General features: G+C 71.9%; 13 protein-coding genes and 1 pseudogene. 10 read left to right on the forward strand and 4 right to left on the reverse strand.

Annotation, left to right across the window (positions count from 1 at the left end; all coding sequences use genetic code 11):
* Positions 1-51: 51 nt before the first annotated feature.
* On the reverse strand, positions 52-1,509 hold the full coding sequence (locus tag ACIBK1_RS09095) for a sensor histidine kinase (protein WP_030505232.1): 1,458 nt from the start codon (positions 1,507-1,509) through the stop codon (positions 52-54).
* A 109-nt stretch (positions 1,510-1,618) separates the two neighbouring features.
* Positions 1,619-2,347 (reverse strand): response regulator transcription factor, encoded by a 729-nt coding sequence (locus ACIBK1_RS09100; protein ID WP_030505233.1) that lies wholly within the window; start codon positions 2,345-2,347, stop codon positions 1,619-1,621.
* A 149-nt stretch (positions 2,348-2,496) separates the two neighbouring features.
* Between ACIBK1_RS09100 and ACIBK1_RS09105 the strand changes: the two genes are divergently transcribed.
* The 4 genes from ACIBK1_RS09105 to ACIBK1_RS09120 all read left to right on the forward strand — a co-directional run bounded on the left by ACIBK1_RS09105 (position 2,497) and on the right by ACIBK1_RS09120 (position 5,961).
* Positions 2,497-3,870 (forward strand): ferredoxin reductase family protein, encoded by a 1,374-nt coding sequence (locus ACIBK1_RS09105; protein ID WP_030505234.1) that lies wholly within the window; start codon positions 2,497-2,499, stop codon positions 3,868-3,870.
* 20 nt (positions 3,871-3,890) lie between these two features.
* Positions 3,891-4,481: an FMN-binding protein gene (locus ACIBK1_RS09110; protein ID WP_030505235.1), complete on the forward strand. Its 591-nt coding sequence runs from the start codon at positions 3,891-3,893 to the stop codon at positions 4,479-4,481.
* 20 nt (positions 4,482-4,501) lie between these two features.
* Positions 4,502-5,215, forward strand: coding sequence for an FAD:protein FMN transferase (locus ACIBK1_RS09115; RefSeq protein WP_030505236.1), 714 nt, complete (start codon positions 4,502-4,504; stop codon positions 5,213-5,215).
* A 173-nt stretch (positions 5,216-5,388) separates the two neighbouring features.
* Positions 5,389-5,961: a TetR/AcrR family transcriptional regulator gene (locus ACIBK1_RS09120; protein WP_357320611.1), complete on the forward strand. Its 573-nt coding sequence runs from the start codon at positions 5,389-5,391 to the stop codon at positions 5,959-5,961.
* A 189-nt stretch (positions 5,962-6,150) separates the two neighbouring features.
* Here ACIBK1_RS09120 and ACIBK1_RS09125 read toward each other — a convergent pair whose 3' ends face one another.
* Positions 6,151-6,945 carry an SDR family NAD(P)-dependent oxidoreductase gene (locus ACIBK1_RS09125; protein WP_363537672.1) on the reverse strand — a complete coding sequence of 265 codons (795 nt, stop codon included), beginning with the start codon at positions 6,943-6,945 and terminating at the stop codon, positions 6,151-6,153.
* A 429-nt stretch (positions 6,946-7,374) separates the two neighbouring features.
* Here ACIBK1_RS09125 and ACIBK1_RS09130 point away from each other — a divergent pair, with 429 nt between their 5' ends.
* Positions 7,375-8,229 carry a GNAT family N-acetyltransferase gene (locus tag ACIBK1_RS09130; RefSeq protein WP_396733602.1) on the forward strand — a complete coding sequence of 285 codons (855 nt, stop codon included), beginning with the start codon at positions 7,375-7,377 and terminating at the stop codon, positions 8,227-8,229.
* A gap of 148 nt (positions 8,230-8,377) precedes the next feature.
* Positions 8,378-9,112, forward strand: a complete 735-nt coding sequence (locus ACIBK1_RS09135; protein ID WP_030505240.1) for a GNAT family N-acetyltransferase — start codon at positions 8,378-8,380, stop codon at positions 9,110-9,112.
* A gap of 21 nt (positions 9,113-9,133) precedes the next feature.
* On the opposite strand, the gene ACIBK1_RS09140 is transcribed toward ACIBK1_RS09135, so the two are convergent.
* Complete coding sequence (locus ACIBK1_RS09140; protein ID WP_396733605.1) at positions 9,134-10,285, reverse strand: FAD-dependent monooxygenase; 1,152 nt, start codon at positions 10,283-10,285, stop codon at positions 9,134-9,136.
* A gap of 92 nt (positions 10,286-10,377) precedes the next feature.
* Here ACIBK1_RS09140 and ACIBK1_RS09145 point away from each other — a divergent pair, with 92 nt between their 5' ends.
* The 4 genes and pseudogenes from ACIBK1_RS09145 (at position 10,378) to ACIBK1_RS09160 (ending at position 16,730) form a co-directional block, all read left to right on the forward strand.
* On the forward strand, positions 10,378-11,022 hold the full coding sequence (locus ACIBK1_RS09145; protein WP_357320627.1) for a TetR/AcrR family transcriptional regulator: 645 nt from the start codon (positions 10,378-10,380) through the stop codon (positions 11,020-11,022).
* Between the two features lie 905 nt (positions 11,023-11,927).
* A pseudogene (locus ACIBK1_RS09150) lies at positions 11,928-12,875 on the forward strand (SNF2 helicase-associated domain-containing protein); the annotation flags it as partial.
* Between the two features lie 249 nt (positions 12,876-13,124).
* Positions 13,125-15,836: an SNF2-related protein gene (locus ACIBK1_RS09155; RefSeq protein WP_197042408.1), complete on the forward strand. Its 2,712-nt coding sequence runs from the start codon at positions 13,125-13,127 to the stop codon at positions 15,834-15,836.
* Positions 15,837-16,730, forward strand: coding sequence for an SWIM zinc finger family protein (locus ACIBK1_RS09160; RefSeq protein ID WP_396733610.1), 894 nt, complete (start codon positions 15,837-15,839; stop codon positions 16,728-16,730).
* Positions 16,731-16,738: the final 8 nt, after the last annotated feature.

Consider the following 16,738-nt stretch of genomic DNA (forward strand, 5'->3'; position numbering starts at 1 on the left):
GTGCCGGACGGGGCGACCTTACCGGAACCGATCATCACGGGTAAGGATCGATCACAGAGCCTTGTCCGGCGCGGCAGAACCCGCGGGCAGCAGCACGCGGAACGCCGTGCGGCCGGGACGGCTCTCGACGTCGACGGTGCCGCCGTGGGCGGCCACCACCGCCCTGACGATCGCGAGGCCCAGGCCGCTGCCGCCCGAGGCCCGGGTGCGGGCCTTGTCGGCGCGGACGAACCGTTCGAAGATCTCGCCCTGCAGGTCTCCGGGGATGCCGGGGCCGTCGTCGGCAACGGTCAGCTCCGCCTTGTCCGGGCCGGGCACGCGCAGGGCCACGGTCACGGTCGTGCCGGGAGGGGTGTGCGCGCGGGCGTTGCCCAGCAGGTTGGCCACCACCTGGTGGAGCCGGTCCGGGTCCCCGGGCACGGTGACCGGCTCCTCGGGCAGGTCGAGCCTCCAGCGGTGGTCGGGCCCGTAGGCGCGGGCGTCGCCGGTGGCGTCGATGGCCAGGCGGGTGAGGTCGACCTCCTCGCGTGCCAGCGGGCGGCCGGCGTCGAGCCGGGTCAGCAGCAACAGATCGTCCACGAGCGTGCCCATGCGGGCCGACTCGGCGTCGATGCGTTCCAGGGCGTGCCGCACGCCGTCGGGGACGGCCTCCTCGTCGCGCCGGGCGAGCTGGACGTGGGCGCGGACGGTGGCGATCGGGGTGCGCAGTTCGTGGCTGGCGTCGGCGGCGAAGGTGCGCATCCGCTGCTCGCTGGCGTGGCGCTGGGCAAGGGCCCGTCCCACGTGGCCGAGCATGCGGTTGAACGCCTCCCCCACCTGGCCGATCTCGGTGCGGGGATCCTCGTCGGGCACCCCCTCGGGCAGCGCCACCTCTCCGTCGGCGAGCGGCAGGCGGGCCACACGCCGGGCCGTGGCGGCGACCCGGTCCAGTGGGCGCAGCGACAGCCTCACCCAGACGGCCCCGGCGATCCCCGTCACCAGCACGACGACGGCGAACACCCCGATCTCGGCGATCTGCAGCCGCTGCACGGTGGTGCGCACGTCGTCCAGCGGCAGGCCGGTGATGAGAAGCTCGCCGTCGTCGTCCCCCACGGCCATCACCCGATAGTCGTCGAGTCCGCCCGAGGACAGATCCACCGTGTGCCCGAGCCCGTCGGCCCGGACGGCGGCCAGCGCCTTCCGGTCCGCCGCCGACAGCACCGGGTCGGCCCGGCCCACCACGGCGGGCGTCCCCACCTGGCCGTCCCGCATCAGCACGCCCAAGGTGCCGGGCGCCTGCCCGCGCGAGTCCCCGCGCTCGCCGCCCGGATCGCGCGGATACCCGTGCTCGCGCTCCTCGTGGGCCAGGCTCGCCGCGAACCGCCCGGCCGTCACGGACAGTTGCTGGTCCAGCCGTTCGATCATGAACCGTTCGAGCAGGAGGGAGGAGGCCGCCCCGGCCGCCGCGCAGGCCAGCACGAGCAGCACCAGCGTGCCCACCACCAGGCGGGCCCGCAACGTCGTCGGCACCGGGCGAAGAAGGCGGCGCGTGCGCGGCGGCTTCTGTCGCGGCACTGCCCGGGCCGGCGCCGCCCGGGGCGGCGCCGCCCGGGGCGGCGAGCCGGTCACAGCGGCGCCATCACGGCCGCAGGACGTATCCCACGCCCCGCACCGTGTGGATCAGCGGCCTGCGGCCGGCGTCGATCTTCTTGCGCAGGTAGCTGATGTACAGCTCGACCACGTGCGCCTGCCCGCCGAAGTCGTACGACCAGACCCGGTCGAGGATCTGGGCCTTGCTCAGCACACGCCGGGGGTTGCGCATGAGGAAGCGCAGCAACTCGAACTCGGTCGGCGTGAGCTCGACCAGCTCCCCGTCCCGGGTCACCTCGCGGGCGTCCTCGTCCATCGCCAGGTCGCCCACCGTCAGCCGGTCGCCCTCGGCGCTGCGCGCCATGCCTGCGCGGCGCAGCAGCCCGCGCAGCCGGGCGAGCACCTCCTCCAGGCTGAACGGCTTGGTCACGTAGTCGTCCCCGCCCGCCGTGATGCCCGCGATACGGTCCTCCACCGCGTCGCGCGCGGTGAGGAACAGCACGCACACGTCCGGGGCCTCGGCGCGCAGGCGGCGCAGCACCTCCAGCCCGTCGAAGTCGGGCAGCATCACGTCCAGCAGCACCGCGTCGGGCTGGAACTCCCGTGCCTCCCGCACGGCCGACGTCCCGTCGCCCGCCGTGCGCACCTCCCACCCCTCGTACTTGAGCACCGCGGCGAGGACCTCGACGAGGTCGGGTTCGTCGTCGACCACGAGGACGCGTACGGGATTTCCGTCGGAGCGGACCAGGCCGGGCCGGTCGTTCGAAGTCTTACGCATGATGCCTACAGGGTCCTCCCCGCTCACCGGGCCTACCCTGTGAGCCGCCTCAGAGAATCCTATGAATGGTCCGCAAATGCCCCGGTTCATAGGAAACCAAGAGGTTTCGTTGGCACGGTGAGGCGCGTGATGACGACGAGGAGGCAACCGTGACCACCACGTTCCCGGGGGCGGCGGTGACGACCGGGCACGCGCGTCCGCCGCGACGGAGCGTGCGCGCCCGCCCCGTGGCCGTCCTGGCGCTCATCGCCGTGGGCGTGGTCGCGGTCGTCGGCATGTGGTGGGCGAACACGCCGAGCGTCGCGGGATTCGACGGCTGGCTGACGAACGCGGGCCGCATCACCGGGCTGCTCGCCGGGTACGCGATCGCCGTGCTGCTGGCGCTGATGGCCCGGGTACCCGCGCTGGAGCGCGGCGTCGGCTCCGACCGGCTCGCCCGGTGGCACTCGATGGGCGGACGCTACGTCGTCGGCCTGGCGGTGGCGCACATGCTGCTGACCATCTGGGGCTACGCGCTGACCGACCGCACCGACGTGGTGAGCGAGACGGTGACGCTGAACCTCACCTATCCCGACGTGCTGAAGGCCACCGTCGCGCTGCTGCTCCTGGTGGGCGTCGGCGTCGTCTCCGCCCGCAGGATCCGTCCGAAGCTGCGCTACGAGACGTGGTTCCACCTGCACTTCTACACCTACCTGGCCGCGTGGCTGGCCTTCGGGCACCAGCTCGCCACGGGCGCGGAGTTCGCCGTGGCCCCGGTCGCCCGCACCTCCTGGTACGTCCTCTACTGGGGCGTCGCGGCGCTGATCGTGTGGTATCGCTTCCTCACGCCCGTACGGCTGGCCGTACGGCACCGCCTGAGGGTCTCCCGGGTGGTGCCGGAGGCTCCGGGGGTGGTCTCCGTGTACGTGACCGGGCGGCGCCTGGGCCGGCTGCGGGCCGAGCCCGGCCAGTTCTTCCGCTGGCGGTTCCTGACCAGGGACCTGTGGTGGTCCCCCAACCCGTACTCGCTGTCCGCCCCGCCCCGCGCGGGCGAGATGCGGATCACGGTGAAGGACCTGGGCGACCAGAGCCGCTCTCTCTCCGGCCTGCGGCCCGGCACCCGGGTGCTCGCCGAGGGCCCGTACGGCGCGTTCACCGCGGGCGGGGGCCGGGCGCGCAAGGTGCTGCTCGTCGCGGGCGGCGTCGGCATCACGCCGCTGCGCGCGCTGTTCGAGTCGGTGCCGGCCGCCCCCGGCGACCTGACCCTCCTGTACCGTGCGCGCGACGAACGGCACCTGGTGTTCCGCGCCGAGCTCGAGGAGATCGCCACGGCGCGCGGCGCTACCCTGCACTACTGCGTCGGCCCCCGGACCGTGATCGGCGACCCGTTCACGCCCGCGACGCTCGCCGGGCTGGTGCCCGATCTGACCGGTCACGAGGCGTACGTCTGCGGGCCGGCCGAGATGACGAGCGCCGTCACCGCCGCCCTCCGGGCCGCCGGGGTGCCCAAGCGCCACATCCACCACGAATCGTTCGAATTCTGATCGCCCTTGATGGGAGTTTCATGCGCAGAGCCATTCTGGCCGTGCTCGCGACCGCCGTCGGTCTCGTGCTGCTGCTGTCCTTCAAACCGCACGAGGTGACCTCGCTGGCCGAGCGTCCGGCCGCCGTCACCCAGGGCGGGGACGCGGACGCCGGCGACCGCGCCCAGGGCGGCGAACAGGACGGCGAGCAGGGCCAGGACGACGGGTTCTTCGGCCGCGACGACGAGTCCGGCGACGGGGACCGCTTCGGCGAGGGCTCCCCGGACTCCTCGGGTTCCTCCGGTTCCGGGTCGGAGTGGACCGGGCAGGGCGCCGCGGCGGGCGCCACCGGCGGCGAGAAGATCGTCACCGGCGATCCCGCCGACACTCGCTGGGGCCCGGTGCAGGTGCAGATCGTGATCTCCGGCGGGAAGCTGGCCGGGATCAGGGTGCCGGTGGCCCCCGCCAACAACCGCCGCGACATATCGATCAACAACGAGGCGCTGCCGATCCTGAACGAGGAGGCGCTGTCGGCGCGGTCCGCCCAGATCGACACGGTCTCCGGCGCCACCTACACCAGCGACGGGTACATCCGCTCCCTGCAGAGCGCGCTCGACAAGGCCGGCCTTTGACACGCCATGTCGAGCACGTGATGGGCACCGTTTTCTCCTTCGACGTACGTCACTCCGGCGGACGCCACGACGACGCCGGAACCTCCGTGACGGAGGCGGTGGCCTGGCTGCACCACGTCGACGCGGTCTTCTCGACCTACAAGCCGGACAGCCCGGTCAGCCGGCTGGGCCGGGGTGAGATCGCCCTGGCCGACTGCCCGCCGGAGGTGGCCGACGTTCTCCGCATGTGCGAATCGGTGAGCGACCGGTCCCGGGGATACTTCACCGCCTACCCCGGGGGCCGGCTCGACCCTTCGGCCCTCGTCAAGGGATGGGCGGTCGAACGGGCCTCCGCCATGCTCCGCGATGCGGGCGCGCCGGACCACTGCGTGAACGGCGGCGGGGACGTGCGGCTGTCCGGCTCGGCGGGCCCAGGCCGTTCCTGGCGGGTCGGCGTCGCTCACCCGCTCCGCCCGGGAGACCTGGCCGCCGTCGTGACGGGCAACGACCTCGCCGTCGCCACCTCGGGCACGGCGGAACGCGGGGCGCACGTCATCGACCCCCACACCGGCAGACCCGCCACCGAGCTGGCCTCGGTGACGGTGATCGGGCCGGACCTCACCCTCGCCGACGCGTACGCCACGGCTGCCTTCGCCATGGGCGGCGCCGCGAGGGAGTGGGTGGAAGAGCTGGACGGCTACGAGGCCTTCGCCGTCACCGCGACCGGCGGCACTTGGCGCACGTCCGGCCTCTGAGGGGACGACGCGACAGGCCTGCTGCTCCCCGGCCTCGCCTGACACCGGGTTCCGCCGACAGGGAGCTGTGACAGGCGATAGACGACAGGCATAATCTCAAGGCCGGGGCGCTGCGCCGCTGGTCGTTGTGACGGGCCGCGACGGGGCGGACAGCCGGCATATGGAGGGGATGAATGAGTCGCGTCTCGCAAGCGGAAGCGAAGGCCAACCGAGAGCGAGTGGTGGCCGCGGCCTCTCAGCTGTTCCGTGAGGAGGGTGTGGTCAAGGTCGGCATCGCGGATGTGATGAAGTCGATCGGACTTACTCAAGGCGGCTTCTACAAGCAGTTCGCCTCCAAAGCCGCTCTCGTCGACGAAGCGACCGCCAAGGCTTTCGCCGACAACCTGCACGACCTCATGGCTCTGGACCACGAGGCCGGAGGGCATCAGGAGGCGTGGCAGTCGCTGCTCGAGTCCTACTTCTCCGTCGAGCATCGCGACAACCCCGGCACGGGTTGTCCCGGAGCCGGTTTCGCGGGCGACGTCGCGCGTGAGCCCGAGCACAGGGAGACCTACGCCAAGGGCGTCCAGGAGCTCGCTGAGTGGATCGCGCCCGGGGACGCCGGCTTGGCCGCCTACGCCACGCTCGTCGGCGGCATACTTCTCGCCCGTGCCACCGCGGGCACGCCTTTGTCGGAGCAGATCCTGCAGGCCGCGCGTGCCGCGGCGGCGAGGGCCGCCGACACCGGTCAACCGGAAACCCGCTGACGTGCACGCCACCTCGGTGTCCTGACCCGCTCGACGTCCCAAAGCGGCGCGTACGCCGTGTTCGCAGGGCGCCCCGCAGGCCCAGGCCCCGCGGCCGGTTCATACGGCGTCCTGAACTCGTGGCCCGGCCCGCCGCCAGCCGGCGGCGGTTGGCCTCCGGTCCTGGCGAAGAGCGTGCGTGCCCCGCTGTCAGCGGGCGTAGCGTTCGGCGGGGTGCGTGAGGGACAGGCCCGGGATGAGTCCCTGGCGGGCCTTCTCGTACTCCTCCCACCTGGCGTACTCCGGCAGCGAGGGAATCGTGACCAGCTCGCCGGCGTCGAGACCTGCGAGCGCGGCCCGCGCGGCGTCGCGGGGTGCCATGACGGCCTCCTTGGGCAACTGGTCGAGTTCGATGCCCGAGCCGTCCCAGATCGCCGTCTCCAGCGCTCCCGGCACCACCACCTGCACCCGGACGCCGGATCCGGCGAATTCCTGCGCCAGGGCCTGGGTGAACGCGATCACGTAGGCCTTCGTCCCGCTGTACACCGCGCCCACGGGCAGGATGTTGAGGGCGAGGGCGGACGAAACGTTGACGATCGTGCCCGAGCCCCGGCCGGCGAACGCCTTCGCGGCGGCGGCCGCCAGCCGGGTGACGGAGGTCAGGTTGAACGTGACCAGCCACTCCAGCCGGTCCGGGTCCGCCGCGGACAGCGGGCCGAACAGCGCGCTGCCGGCGTTGTTCACCAGCATGTCGATCGAGGAGTCCGCCGCCAGGCGGTCCTCGACGCTCCGCATGCCCTTCGGCGTGGCCAGGTCGGCGCTCAGCGCCGAAACCTCGACGCCGAAACGCTGCGCGAGGCCGGCTGCGGAAGATTCCAGCCGCGCCTGGTCGCGAGCGACGAGCAGCAGGTCGTGCCCCCGCGCCGCCAGTTCCTCGGCGTAGGCGGCGCCCAGACCTGCGGTCGCGCCGGTGACGAGTGCCGTGCCGGTCTTCTGTGTGGACATGGTCGTCTTCTTCCCTCAGTGGATGTACGTCTTTAGATGGCGACCATAATCTAAGGTCTTCACGGTTGCCAACCTCGGCGCTCACGACGAGGGGTACGGCCGGCGAACCATCGGCGGGCCGGGAGGGTTTTCTCCCACGGCGGGGTGGTTCAGCCCGGCCATATAGATCATTGGTGACATCTATCACATGGACACTGCGAGGCGGGGGCCTCCATGATGGGCTCATGCCGAACGCCTCACCTGAGGTTCGAACGACCCTGCCGTCGCTGTCGCCGGCGCCCGGAGCGTGGCACAAGCCCGAGCATCTGCGACTCCTTCGATGACCTGCCCGGCATCGATGTCCGCACGGCGGCTCTCACCTCATCTGGTGACGCCCCCGGGACACATGGCTACCGCGCGCGCCCCCTGGCCAGCAGGAGACCACACCCAGTGACCTGGTTCATCACAGACAACCCCGAAGTGTTCCGCTCCGAGGCGGGGTCGTTCCTCGCCGCACGTCCCGATCTGCACACCATGCTGCTGTCCGGGCTCGAGACGATCGAGCAGCTGCGATCCGGGGGCAAGAACCCGCCCACGGTGCTGGGCTGGTGGCGGGAACCGGAAGAGACGGCGACGACGGCCGCCTTCGTCTGGACGCCGCCGCACCTCCTGGCCGCGAGCCGCCTTTCCCAGGTCGCGGCAGCGCACCTGGCCCGGCTCCTGTCCGCCCGGACTCACCCGTTCACGCAGCTCCTGGCCGACGCCGCGTCGGTCCGCGCCTTCTGCGAAGCCTGGCGGACGACCACCGGCTCCGCGCCGAAGAACGGACCGCACCTGCGCCTCTACCGTCTCGAACAGCTTGTGCGCCCTGACGTCGCACCACCAGGGGCACCACCAGGGGCACCGCGGGCGGCGACCGAGGGCGACCGGGCTCTTCTCCATGACTGGTGCACCCGTTTCGTCATGGAAGCCGGCTCGCTCGGAGCCGATCTCGACGCGTTCATCGACGAGCGGCTGAGCCGGGGCGGCTGGCGGCTGTGGGCGGTCGGGGACGAACCAGTGGCCATGGCCGCCATGACGTCCGTGGTGGCCGGGACGGCCCGCATCACCCCCGTCTACACGCCGCCCGGACAACGCGGCCGGGGCTACGGCTCCGCCGTCACCACAGCCGTCTCCCTGGCAGCTCGCGACGCCGGCGCGGAACACGTGCTCCTCTTCACCGACCTCGCCAACCCGGCGAGCAACAACGTCTACCGGCGCATCGGATACCGCCCCGTCTTGGACTACCGAATCGTGGCGTCCTGACACCACAAGATCAATAGAAGGCCGCTTCTCCACAGAGGTGACACCCATGACGAACGTTCCAAGCGGAGCCGATGAACCGCTCGCGGCGGCCGCGTCCCCGGGCAACCATGCCCCGCGAGCCCTGTGGCACCCCGGGAGCATGGCCCGCGTGACCGCCAACTTCCGCCAGTACCTCACCGGTTGGGGCGCGGCGGACCGCGGTGAGGGTGACCTCGGCTACTTCCGCAGCGGGCTGGCTCAGCCACAGTTCAACGGAGTGGTCCGCGTCCGCTCCCTGGATGCGGTCGAGCAGATCACCGCCACCGCGCGAGATCGGCTCGCGGGAGTGCCCTGGTGGTGGTGGGTCGGCCCGGACAGCCCCGCGGGCACGTCGTCCGCCCTGACCACCCGCGGAGCGCAAGAATTCACAACGCTCCCCGTGATGGTCAGATCGCTCGACCAGGCCGTGGATCCGATGGATCCGCCGGCCGGCCTGCGGATCGAGGCGGTAACCGATCATGACCGGCTGCCGGAACTGGTACGCACCTACAGCGCTTCCATGGGCGTCGCGCCGAGCCTCGAACCCGAGATCGTACGGATCGAGTCGCGACGTCGGGACAACGCGGACATCGTCCGCCTGGCGGCGGTTCTCGAGGACCGTGTGGTCGGGACGACGACAGTGATCGCGGCCCACGACGTGGCCGGGATCTTCCTCGTCCACGTCGCGGACACGCATCGCCGACGCGGCGTCGGCACAGCGCTGACCGCGGCAGCGCTCCGCGTGGGACGGGACCGCGGTACGCGGCTGGCGGCACTCGCCGCGAGCCCGGCCGGCGAGCCGCTGTACCGGCTATTCGGTTTCGTCGAAGTCTCCCGGTACCGCCTCTTCGCCTTCCCCGCCTAGCGGAGCGGCTGGGGCCTGCGCTCACCGTGCGAGAGCGTGCTTGAGCCGCGTGGCGGCGGCCACGGCGGGCCACAGACGGGTGGCCAGGTTCCTGGCGAGGATGCCGCCTCGCGTCGCGGGGACCAGGAGTGCCGACGCCTGCGCGACGTTGCGCTGCTTGGGGTCCACCAGGCGCCGGTGCGCCGCCTCGTAGCGGCGGAAGGCCGCCGCGGGATCGCCGGGGTGGGCGGCCAGCGCCTCGGCGAGGGTGAACGCCCCCGCGATGGCAAGGGTGGAGCCATCCCCGAACAGCGACACGCAGGACGCGGCGTCGCCGAGGAGCGCGACGCGGCCCTTCCACCAGCGGGGCAGGCGCACCTGGCTGACGGAGTCGAAGTAGAGGTCGTCGGCGGCGCGCACGTGGTCGAGCAGTTCCGGCGCCCGCCACGACACGTCCGCGAAGGCGTCGATCAGCATCCGCTTGTGCTGCTCGGTGTCGCGGTGGTCGAAGCCGGGCTCCTCGGGGCTCCGGTAGAGGAAGAACGCGCCCGCCGGCCGGGGATTGACGGCGACCGCCTTGCCGGGCGTGTTGTGCATGAGGATGTCCCGGCCGTCCCCGGCCGCCCCGTCGCCGAGCGGCATCGTCGCGACGTACAGGCCCATGTGACGTACGAGCCCGCTCTGCGGCGTCTCCGTCTCCTGGCCGAACGTGAGGCGCCGCGTCACCGAGTGCAGGCCGTCGGCCCCGATCACCAGATCGAAGCGGCGTGGGGCGGCGCGCTCGAAGGTGACCTCCACCCCGTGCTCGTCCTGGCCGAGCGCGGTGATGGAGTCGTCGAAGAGGAACTCGGCGCGGTCGCGGCTCGCCTCGTAGAGGATCGACGCGAGGTCGCCGCGCGGCACCTCGACCTCGTCCGGCCGCTGCACGGCGCGCATGTCCATCCGGCCGGCCCGCCTGCCCGCCGCGTCGACGAAGCTGACCCCGGTCGTGCCGGTGGTGGCCCGGCGCAGCCGGGGCATGACGCCCATCCGCTCCGCGACCGGGACGGCCGGCCCCCTGACGTCCACCGGGTTGCCGCTGGACCGGAGCCGTCCCCCGCGCTCGACCACCGTGACCCGGAACCCGTGCCCGGCCAGCCAGTAGGCCAGCGTCGTCCCCGCGATCCCGGCCCCCGAGATCAGCGCTGTGCTCATGACGCACCCCCTAACCGGAGGGATTTCCTCCGATAAGCGACGGTATCCTAACCGGAGGAAAATCGTCCAGATCCGTCTGTGGGGTGGCAGCAGTGGAGAAGGGGCTGCGCGCCGACGCGCGCCGCAACCGGGACCTGATCGTCGCCGCGGCCCAGGAGCTGTTCCTGGAGCAGGGCGTCGATGTGCCACTGGAGGAGGTCGCCCGCCGCGCCGGCGTGGGCGTCGGCACGCTCTACCGCCGCTTTCCCGACCGGGAAGCGCTGCTCAGGGCGGTCGGCGAGGAGAGCCTGCGCCGTCTCGTGGATCTGGCGGAGACGTCCTGGCAGGAGGAGCCGGACGCCTGGCACGCGTTGTGCCGTTTCCTGCGCGGCTCGGTCGCCATGCGGCTGGGCGTGCTGCCGGCGAAGCTCCAGCCACACCTGCACCAGCGGCTGCGCACCGGCCCCGACCTGCACGAGATGCGGCAGCTGGTGATCGCCACCGTCCTGCGGATGGTCGAACAGGCGCAGGCGGACGGCGCGCTGCGCGCCGACATCGGCCCCGGCGACGTCGCCCTGCTGATGACCCTGAACGTGTACACGCCGCCGGGCACGCACAACGAGCAGGCCATGGAACGCGTGGTGGAGATCATGCTGGACGGCCTGCGTGCCGACGCGGGATCGCCCCTCCCCGGATCTTCGCTCGACGAGGACGACCTGCGCGGCTACATCGCCGTACGGCTCCCGCCCGCCGAGTGACGCTCGCGCGACGACGCTCCGGCAGGGGATGTCGCGGACACGGCTCGACCAGGCGATCAGCGCGTTCACCCGGCAGGTCGAGGCAGGCCCGCGCGGAGCGTTGTCCACAGGCGACGGCGGGAGCGGCCGGGAAGCTCCGTCGCCGCTGCTAGCGTTCCGAATTGGCGGGAGGAGACGGTGTGCTCGTGACTCACACGGCCTGCGACGGCGGGCGGCTCGCACTCCTGGTGAAGGAGACGGCATGGTCGTGATCCACGCCGCCTGGAACGGCGGGGAACTCGTGATCTCGGCGGAGGAGACGGCGTGGTCGTGATCCACGCCGCCTGGAACGGCGGGGAACTCGTGATCTCGGCGGAGGAGACGGCGTGGTCGTGATCCACGCCGCCTGGAACGGCGGGAATCTCGTGCTCTGGGCGGAGGAGACGACCGGCGCGGAGCCTGCGGCCTCCCGCGCCGAGGTGCGCCCCCATCCCTTCGCCGTCCCGGCGAGCGCCCTGGCCGGAGAGCTGCCCCGCTGGGGGGACGCGGCGGCCGAGGCGGCGGGCAAGGCCGTGTCCGGCGACGCCGTGCTGCTGCTGCCGAGTTCGGCGACGAGTCCCCTCCCTTCCCCGGAGACCGGCCTGCGCGTCACCGCGCGCCGCCCGAGGATAAGTCCGTGGCGGGTGCCCGCGCTGCTGGTCGAGCCGGGGCCCGCACTCCGCCTGCTGACCGAGGAGTTCGAGCCGCCACCCGTCGCCGGGCCGTCCCTGCGTTATCTCGCGGTCGTCGCCGCCCACGCCCGTGACCTGGTGCGGCGCGGCCGGGTGCTGCCCCAGCTCGCCGCCGAGGACGGCGGCTACGCGGCGCGCTGGCGGCCGGTGCTGACCGGCGCGCACGCCGACCGCTTCCGCGAGCTCGCCGCCGCCATGCCGCCGGTCTGCCGGGCGGTGGAGCGGGAGCGGCCGTCCACCCATGTGCTGACCGAGGCGCTGGCGGGCCTGGCCGACGCCGCCGTACGGCAGGCGCTACCCGAACGCCTGCTCGGCGGGCACCGCCCCGGGCCGCGCAGCCCCCTGGCCGACCGGTGGACGGTGGCGCTCACCGGGGACACGGCGGCCCTTCCCGGCGCCCGCGGGGAGGAGGCGCAGGCGCTGGCCCGGCCGCTGGAGGAGTGGTTCAGGGCGGCGCACCAGCTCGACGGCCCGGTCAAGGTGTGCTTCCGCCTCGTCGAGCCCCTCCCGGCCGAAGATCCCGCGCAGGCGGTCAGCGCACCCCACGTGGGCGCTGCGGCCGAGGCGGGAGCAGGGGCGTGGCGGGTCGAGTTCGCCCTCCAGTCGGCCGAGGACCCGAGCCTCTACGTGCCCGCTCCCCTCGTCTGGGCGGGCGAGGGTCTGCCCGGCCTGCCCGGACGGCCGGACGAGACGCTGCTCGCCGGGCTCGGCCGGGCGGCCCGTCTCTACCCGAGGATCGACGACGCGCTCCGCGAACCCCGGCCGACGGACGTCGGCCTCGACGTGGAGGGGGCCTTCCATTTCCTCCGGCACGCCGCGCCCCTCCTGCAGTCGGCCGGCTTCGGCGTGCAGCTGCCCGCGTGGGCGGGCCGCACCCGCCTCGGCCTGAAGCTCACCACGAGGTCCCGCTCCGGACCCGGCGCCGCCGCCGACCAGGGGTTCGGGCTGGCGCAGCTCGTGGACTTCCGGGCCGAGCTGGCCGTCGGCGACGAGACGATCAGCGAGGCGGAGCTGGCAGAGCTGGCCCGGCTCAAGGTGCCGCTGGTCCGGCTGCGCGGGCAGTGGGTCGAGCTGGACGCCCGGCAGCTCGGGGCCGCGCTGAGGGCGGTGGAGCGCCGCGGCTCCGGTCGGATGACCATCGGCGAGGTCATCCAGGAGGTGGTCCACGCCGGGGACGACGAGCTTCCGCTCGTGGAGGTGGACGCCGACGGCCTGCTCGGCGACCTGCTGTCGGGCGAGGCCGACCGCCGTCTCGAACCCGTCGCGACCCCGGCCGCGTTCCACGGCACGCTCCGGCCGTACCAGGAGCGCGGGCTGGCCTGGCTCGACTTCATGTCCCAAATCGGGCTCGGCGGCATTCTCGCGGACGACATGGGACTCGGTAAGTGCCTAATGCCCGATTCGCCCATCTTCGTCAACGGTGCGCTTGCCTCCGCAGCCGATATTTGGCAGAACTACGCCGTCGGCATCCTCTTCAAGGATGGCGGTGAGTGGGCCACCCCGTTGTCTCCGCTCTCCACCAATGCGATCGACGCCGAGGGCCGGGTGGTACAGGCCTCGTTCACTCGCCTCTACCGCCAGCATGTGTGGGAACGGCTTCGCCGGGTCCGCCTGGACGACGGCAGTGAGATCACGATCACCAGGCGGCATCGTTTGCTCGGTGTCAACGGTTGGACCCGCAACATCCAGCCCGGCGACCGAATCTGCGTACCCCGCCGCATTAGATGGGAGGGGGAGCCGGTCGATCCGGACCTCACCGTACTCCTGGCATGGCAGATAAGCGAGGGCCACGAAAGTCGCAAGGCGGATCTACGAATCACCCAGAAAAACCGCGCCGTTCTCGACGAACTCCATGAGCGTATTCTCCGGATCGGCACCCGCTATGGGCTGTTCGTAAACAATCCGACCATTCGACCTGCAAGGGATGTGCACGATCTGCGCCTGTGCAGCGTCGACTACGCCGCGTTCCTCTCCGCCCGGGGCTACGAGTGGGGCCGCCTCTCCGCCGCGAAACGCATTCCTGACTTCATCATGGCCGCCGGCGACGACACGGTCCGGCTCTTCCTCAGGGAATTCTTCGCGGCTGAAGGCAGTGTCGTCGCGGGAATGCGGATGATCGAGATCGCGTCCGCCTCGCGCTGGCTTATGTCCCAGCTGAGCATCATGCTCCGCCGATTCGGGATCTGGCTGCGGACGACTGAGAAGATGAAGGCGGCCACCAACGGCTCTGGAATCAGGCGGCCCTATCAAATCGGCATGATCGGCGGTCCTGGGCTCCGATTGTTCCGCGATCTGATCGGGTTCTCCGACCCGGTGAAGCAGGCCAAGTTGGACGACCTCTGTGCGAAGCCGGCCAACTCGAATGTGGAGGGCGTACCCGGCAGCGATCTCCTGGCGCTCGCTCGGGCGTCCACCGGCCTTCCCATGCGTCATTTCGGCGTCGGTCCCGTCTACTTCACGGGGACCCAGGAGCTTTCCCCGAAGACCGCGGCCATGGCGATCCAGGCGATGGACCGGATGTTGTCCGGCGCAGCGGAATGCGAACATCTGATTCAACCGGAGAACCGATGGACCGGGAAGGTCGCTGGCGCCTGTCGCGCCTTGGATCGGGACGCCTTACGCGCCATCCGTGATGAGCTCGCCATGCGCGCGGAACGTGAGGTCTTCTACGCGCGGGTCGTCTCGGTGGAAGAGGTCGATTACGAGGGATACGTCTATGACTTCGAGGTGGCAGAGCACCACAACTTCGTCGCCGGAGGCATCCTCTGCCACAACACCGCACAGACCCTTTCACTGCTGCTGAATGAACGCGAGCAGGAGGAGCGGGCCGGGGCGACGCTGCTGGTGTGCCCGATGTCGCTGCTCAGCAACTGGCAGAAGGAGGCCGCCCGCTTCGCGCCCTCGCTGGACGTCTACCTCCACCACGGCACGGGCCGCCTGCGCGGCGAGGAACTGGCCGGGCGGGTCGGCGAGGCCGACCTCGTCCTCACGACGTACGGGACGGCGTTGCGCGACCGCGACGCCCTGGCCCGGTTCACCTGGGCCCGGGTCGTCTGCGACGAGGCTCAGGCCGTCAAGAACGCCGCCGCCCGGCAGGCTCAGGCGGTGCGCTCGCTCCCGGCCCGGACGAGGCTGGCGCTGACCGGCACCCCGGTCGAGAACCATCTGGCCGAGCTGTGGTCGATCATGGAGTTCTGCAACCCCGGCCTGCTCGGGTCGGCGAGGGCCTTCCGCGACCGCTACCAGGAGCCGATCGAACGGCGGGGCGACGAGGCGGCCACGGCCGCGCTCAAGCGGGCGACCGGCCCGTTCGTGCTCCGGCGCCTCAAGACCGACAAGGCGATCATCTCCGACCTCCCGGACAAGATGGAGATGAAGGTCTGGTGCACGCTCACCCCCGAGCAGGCGAGCCTCTACCAGGCGGTGGTCGAGGACATGATGGACAGGATCGCCGGCAGCGAGGGCATCGAGCGGCGCGGAAACGTCCTGGCCGCGATGACCAGGCTCAAGCAGGTCTGCAACCACCCCGCCCACCTGCTCAAGGACGGCTCCCGGCTGTCCGGCAGGTCGGGGAAGCTGGCCCGGCTGGAGGAGCTGGCCGAGGAGATCCTCAGCGAGGGCGACAAGGCACTGGTCTTCACGCAGTACGCGGAGTTCGGCTCGATGCTGCAGCCCTACCTGGCGGCGCGTCTCGACCGCCCGGTGCTGTGGCTGCACGGCGGGCTGCCGAAGAAGACGCGCGACGCGCTGGTGGAGCGGTTCCAGAGCGAGAACGAGCCGATGATCTTCCTGCTGTCGCTCAAGGCCGCCGGCACCGGTCTCAACCTCACCGCCGCCAACCACGTCGTGCACGTGGACCGGTGGTGGAACCCCGCCGTGGAGAACCAGGCGACCGACCGGGCGTTCCGGATCGGCCAGACCCGCAATGTGCAGGTCAGGAAGTTCATCTGCGCGGGGACCCTGGAGGAGCGGATCGACGAGATGATCGAGCGCAAGAAGGCCCTGGCCGAAAGCGTCGTCGGGACGGGTGAGGACTGGATCTCCGCGCTGTCCACGGCGGAGCTGCGCGAGCTGTTCCGGCTGTCCCCCGAGGCGGTGAGCTGAATGCCGGTCGGGCGGGACGGCTGGTTCGAGGCCGCGCGACCCATCAGGGTCGAGGGCGGCATCAAGGCGCGCTCGAAGCGGGGGACCATCGGCGAGCAGTGGTGGTCGCGGCGGTTCGTCGACGTCCTGGAGCGCGTCTGCGACGCGGGCAGGCTGAGCCGGGGCCGCGCGTACGCGCGACGGGGCCAGGTGCTCGACCTCGACCTCGGTCCCGGCCTGGTGAAGGCCCGGGTGCAGGGCTCGCGGCCGGACCCTTACGGCGTGAGCGTGCGGATCACGGCGTACGGCGAGCGGGAGTGGGCGGGGCTGGTCGAGGCGCTGGCCGCGCAGGCTCTCCACCGGGCGAAGCTGCTCGCCGGGGAGATGCCGCCGGAGATCGAGCAGGTCTTCGAGGCGTGCGGGCTGCCGCTCTTCCCCGGCGAGCGCGGCCTGGACATGGACTGCTCCTGCCCCGACTGGGGCTTTCCGTGCAAGCACCTGTCGGCCGTGCTCTACCTGCTGGCCGAGGCGTTCGACGACGATCCGTTCCTGGTGCTGGCCTGGCGGGGCATGGCCAGGGAGGCGCTGCTCGACGCCCTCCGCGCCACCGGCGGCGACGGCGGGCGGATCCCGGCTGAGCCGGGAGGCGGCGGGACACCCGACCCGCTCGGCGTGCCCGACGTCCCGTTCGCCGAGCGGATGGGCGACTTCTACGAGTCCGGCGCCTCGGCGGCCCGCCTCGGCCCGCCGGCCGATCCCGGATCTCCTCCCGACCTGCTGCTGCGCGCGCTGGACCCGCCGCAGGTCAAGGCCAGGCACATCCCGCTGCTCGACCTGCTGCGGCCCGCGTACCGGACTCTCGCAGCCGGGGAGAACGACGAGGCCGAGGGAGTGTCCCGTGATCTTTTGCCGTAGCGAGGATC

This window comes from Microbispora rosea (assembly GCF_044460045.1).
Lineage (GTDB): Bacteria > Actinomycetota > Actinomycetes > Streptosporangiales > Streptosporangiaceae > Microbispora > Microbispora rosea.